Origin of the sequence: Capsulimonas sp. (assembly GCF_039929585.1) — a bacterium.
GTDB lineage: Bacteria > Armatimonadota > Armatimonadia > Armatimonadales > Capsulimonadaceae > Capsulimonas.
This window is the reverse complement of record NZ_JBDSQY010000237.1, coordinates 1-4,385: the sequence shown is the minus strand read 5'-3', so window position 1 is coordinate 4,385 and position 4,385 is coordinate 1. Positions and strand designations below refer to the sequence as shown.

General features: G+C 57.0%; 6 protein-coding genes. 3 read left to right on the top strand and 3 right to left on the bottom strand.

The genetic code is table 11. From position 1 onward, the window contains the following. From ABIZ35_RS17985 to ABIZ35_RS17975, 3 genes are all read left to right on the top strand, one after another. Positions 1-200, top strand: a 200-nt coding sequence (locus ABIZ35_RS17985; RefSeq protein WP_348221296.1) for a hypothetical protein, incomplete at its 5' end; no start/stop codon positions are given. A 65-nt stretch (positions 201-265) separates the two neighbouring features. Next, the gene (locus ABIZ35_RS17980) at positions 266-1,054 is read left to right on the top strand and encodes an endonuclease/exonuclease/phosphatase family protein (protein ID WP_348221295.1); all 789 of its coding nucleotides are present in this window, start codon (positions 266-268) and stop codon (positions 1,052-1,054) included. A gap of 28 nt (positions 1,055-1,082) precedes the next feature. After that, positions 1,083-1,679: a barstar family protein gene (locus tag ABIZ35_RS17975; protein WP_348221294.1), complete on the top strand. Its 597-nt coding sequence runs from the start codon at positions 1,083-1,085 to the stop codon at positions 1,677-1,679. Between the two features lie 45 nt (positions 1,680-1,724). Here ABIZ35_RS17975 and ABIZ35_RS17970 read toward each other — a convergent pair whose 3' ends face one another. The 3 genes from ABIZ35_RS17970 to ABIZ35_RS17960 form a co-directional block, all read right to left on the bottom strand. Further along, positions 1,725-3,038, bottom strand: coding sequence for a hypothetical protein (locus tag ABIZ35_RS17970; protein ID WP_348221293.1), 1,314 nt, complete (start codon positions 3,036-3,038; stop codon positions 1,725-1,727). A gap of 263 nt (positions 3,039-3,301) precedes the next feature. Continuing rightward, a complete protein-coding gene (locus tag ABIZ35_RS17965) occupies positions 3,302-3,805 on the bottom strand; it encodes a site-2 protease family protein (RefSeq protein WP_348221292.1) in 504 nt (167 codons plus the stop codon). An 18-nt stretch (positions 3,806-3,823) separates the two neighbouring features. Continuing rightward, positions 3,824-4,267, bottom strand: a complete 444-nt coding sequence (locus ABIZ35_RS17960) for a hypothetical protein (RefSeq protein WP_348221291.1) — start codon at positions 4,265-4,267, stop codon at positions 3,824-3,826. Positions 4,268-4,385: the final 118 nt, after the last annotated feature.

The window sequence follows — 4,385 nt, the reverse complement described above, 5'->3', positions numbered from 1 at the left end:
GCCGGCTGGGAGGAACGCTTGCCAATCATAAGAAGAGATTCGACAAGGACAAAATTTATCCTTGTCAAATCCCCAAAGATATCGAAGACTTTTCGGCACCGCTTCTAGAAGTGCACGATGTCCACCTTCGTGGACTCCAGAAACCTGGCGATTGCGTTTCTTTTCTGGAGTGCCCGGAGGGGCACATCGTGCACTTCTAGGCGCGAATTTATTCGCCGGCTTTTTTGAGCGTAACATTATTTTTGTAAACGAGGAGAATACGAACTTGACGCAGAACCAGCCGCGTACGATGACCGTCGCGACCATAAATATCCGGCACGACGCGGACCGATGGGAGGAGCGCCGCCCGCTCCTCTCAGAGCGACTGATCCGTCTCTGGCCGGACGTGATTGCCTTGCAGGAAGTCGCGCTGGGAATCGAGCAGGCGGCGATCCTGCAATCGGACCTTAACTCCGACGCCCGAACTGCCGTCTACGCCGCCTCCGCTGAGCCGAAGTATGGGAAAGCGCCTATTGAGGGCATCGGCTGCCTGACACGCCTCCCGGTGATCCGCAGCACGCGGATTGAACTGCCCGGCGACGGCTGGCGCATCGCCCAGGCCTTAGACATGCAGTTTGGCGACGCCGTTGTCTGCGTCGTCAACACGCACCTGCACAACGAACCCGCCGACTGCGAAGAGATCCGCGCCAAGCAATGTGACATGATTATGGAATACATCGAGCGGGAGGCCGCGAGCGCACCAGACAAGCACTGGATACTCGCCGGCGATTTCAACGCCACGCCCTCCTCCGAAACCATCGAGCGCGTTCTCCAAACACTCGTCTCCGCATATCCCATCATCCACGGCGCCGAGCCAGAATACACCTATCCCACGCCGCTTGTCGAAGACTACAACGACCCCGCCAGCTACCATTGCATCGATTACATCTTCACATCGCCATCCATCCATGTCCACGATGTCCGCCTGATTTGCGACGAACCCAGCCCCGACGACCCGACACTTTACCCCTCGGATCACTACGGACTAATGGCGACGATCTCGATTACTGTTTGATCCCACACTGAAGCAGCGGAAAACACATATGGTCATCAACAATGCACCTCTAAACTGGCGCAGTCTTTCCCATCATGGCCGGTACAAGCGGCTGCAAAAGGTCAGACGAGTGTACTGTCGAAACTACTCTGCCAGGCAGGAAGATCTGAGTGGTCGGACGGTCCATCTGGATGGAGCCTGGATCAACGATGTTCCGAGCTTCCATCTATCGATGGGAGAAGCCGTCAATGGACTGCATGGATATTTCGGCGGTTGTTTGGACTCCTTAGCCGATTGCTTGTGTGGCGGCTTCGGTGTGAAACATCCGCTGACGATTCGGCTGACGCATTCCAGCAAAGTGAGGGATGCACTGGACGGTCGGGCATGGTGTCGCTTTCGCGCGGAAAGCTTTCAGGAAGCCATTGATGGTGGCTCCGACATCGCAGAGCTTATGGATTGGGGCTACTTTGACGATGACAGCGAGGCCGAAGTGCAGCGAAGGACAGCTATCTACAAGGCCGCGCTTGCAAATGAGGCATTTGACTGCGAAGAATTCCACTCATATTTCGACGTGATCCTTGAGGTCTTTGCGCATGGAGGGATTAAACTCGTCTTGGAAAATGAAGAACCCGAAGACGAAAGTTAAAGGCGCTCATCTAGGATAGATGAACGCCTTTGAAGTTCGAGTGGATTAGCTGCTGAAGTCGACGATGCTGGAGAACGCCAGTTCTTCGGTTGCGATGATCATGTAGCCGCTGGTGTCGACAAATCGCTGCCAGCTTGCGGGCCGGGCGCCGTTGGCGGTGTTGACCCAGTCGATAAAGCCGCCGACGTAGGGGGCGTCGGTCGTCGCGTTGTTGACCCAGTCGCCCGATCCGGTGCTTGAGCCGACGGCGGACTTGGCGAAGTTGTAGTGCGACCACGCCGACGCGTAGAGGTTGTTGTAGTTGCCGGTTGCATTCGCGATCTTCCATTCTGCGTCGGCGAGCTGAAGCGCCGAGCCGGGGTAGACCTGGGTGTTCGCGCCAGACGCCGGCGTCCACTGATGCACGCCGCCCGCGTACTGCCCGCTTTGGACCGTGAGATATGCGCCGTTGTAGGCTGTGCCGTGATCCCACCAGGTCGTCAGATCCTTGGCGAACTGCTCGCCGCACGGACGGGCGTTGAACTCGTAAGGCGAAAATCCGGTTTGATTGATGCCGCCGTTGTAAACACCATTGCCGCCGCCGTCCAAATAGTCGTAATAGTTATGCCAGCTCCCATGGTCCTGTGCGTTCGCGATCAATCCCGAGATCGTATTCGCCTGATTGCTGTAATAGGTGCTTGTGCCGGTGTCTCCGACGGATGTGGCCCATTTGGCGAAGCATCGAAACGCGGCGACGGCGTAGGAGCGGTCGATCGTCCAGGTATTCAGATTCGCGTTAGTGAAGTCCGCCATGGCGTGCGCATGGGCGTATTCCTGCGTGCGATAATTCGCGCCGTCACCATTGGGGCTGAGCTGAGTGTACTTCCACATCGCGACCAGCATCTCCGCCGTCACGCGGGCGTCGCCTCCGCCTTTAGAGCTGACGCCATAACTGGTGTTATAGGCGATATTCGCTGGAAAGCCGTTTCCCGATTGGTTGTTCGCATTGCGCGCCCAGCTCCAGAAGAAGCCGCTGAGCGCCGTTTTCGCCTTGCCGTCCAAGTCCGCGTTGCTGCGACCCGCCACTGTCAAGCGATGGTAGCCATAGAGCAAACCAATTGCGCCAATGGCCGCCTCTCCCGGCTGCACGAAGTCTGGCTGACCGTTGCCAATCCGCCAGTCGTTCAAAACCCCGTACGCGGGTGTGCTGGTCGCCACGCCCGCAGTGGTCGAGTTTGCCGCCGTGCACGAACATTGCGTAATGTACTTACACTCCATCCACGTGTCATCGTAGCTGTCGGCCATCGCGCACTGCGCCATTCCCAGCATTGAAGCCGCCGCGGCCAGCACCGGCCCCGTCTTTTTCCAAGATTTCAGCATCCGTGAGTTTTCCTTTGACAGTCCATACTGTACGGCAATAATTACGAATACTCACATATCCGTAAGATCTATTTATTCGGTTAAACGATATGTGATTGTATCATTGCGCCTCTTGCGTGTCAAGAGAAATTTTCAAGAGAATATGGAGGAGTTGGAAATAGGGAACGGTTTTGTGAGGCAAAAGAGAGCGGTTTGACCGGTTTTTCGGTTAACCGATTAATCGTCAAGTATTCTCATCATATGCTGGCAGAGGGCGCGTGTGGTTAGCGACGCTCGGTGAAGTTGCGGCCGGTGAATTGCTCCTGGAGCAAGCCCAAGATAATGCCCCCGTCGCTCCATTGCTTCGTGTAAGCATTGTAACGGCGAAAAGAGATCGGGAGAAGGTTAATCACGACGATGATCAGGTTGGCGACGCCCAGCAGCGCCCAGTAATTGCTTGCGGCGTGCAGGTGGGGATCGGAGTCGGCCTTGTCGGCCAGCACCATCAGCGCGACATTGGCCAGCACGCCGGCCGCCGCGATAAAGATCTTCTGCGGAATGGTCCCGCGCCCCCGGTCCGAATATTCCACCGCCGCCACCGCTAGGGTCGCCGGATATCCGATCGAAATCTCAATGTCATTCCAGCGCCACTTGCGGATCGGCTTACCAAGGCCGAAGCGAATGGCGTCCACTTCGAACCCACTCGCTTTCACGGCGAACGCGTGCGCAAGCTCATGCAGAACGACCGAAAGGACGAAGACGAAGATCAGCCAGAGGAGTGACAGCATGGCGTTATTATAACCGATTTACAGCGTCGTCCGTGAGCGTCTGGACTTTCGGATAGTCAGGAATATCGGAACCGTCATCACCAACACCGGCAGCCAGCCGGGGACGGCGATCCAGGATTCTTGCGGCGCAAGATTGGGATCGCCGCCCGCCGCGGGGTGTTTTTCGTATCGCCAGAAGCCGATGCGGTTCCAGGCGGAGCGCGGGGCGATCAAGCGCGGGGAGCGCTGGAAGAAGCGGCCGCCCCAGTCGAAGGGCTTGAGCTTATAGTGTGCGCTTTTGGGGAAGCTGTATTGTCCCGTTCCGACCCAGAACGACCCGTCGCCGATCCACCGAGCGCGGTAGTAACGCTGGACCACGGAGGAGCCGGAAACACTGTCGGAGTCGACGCCGACGGAAGTATAGCGTCCGAAGCCGGCGAGCCAGAATAAGAGAAATAGGGCTGCGATGATCGCGCAGAGCAAACTATAGTGGTCCCATTTGTCAAGACAGTTTGAGAGGCTTTTTTAAGGTGGATTGTGTCCTTTCGTTCGTCATCGTTTTCTTTGCAATCGGTGCGGTTCGGCGTGGACCAGGGCAGGC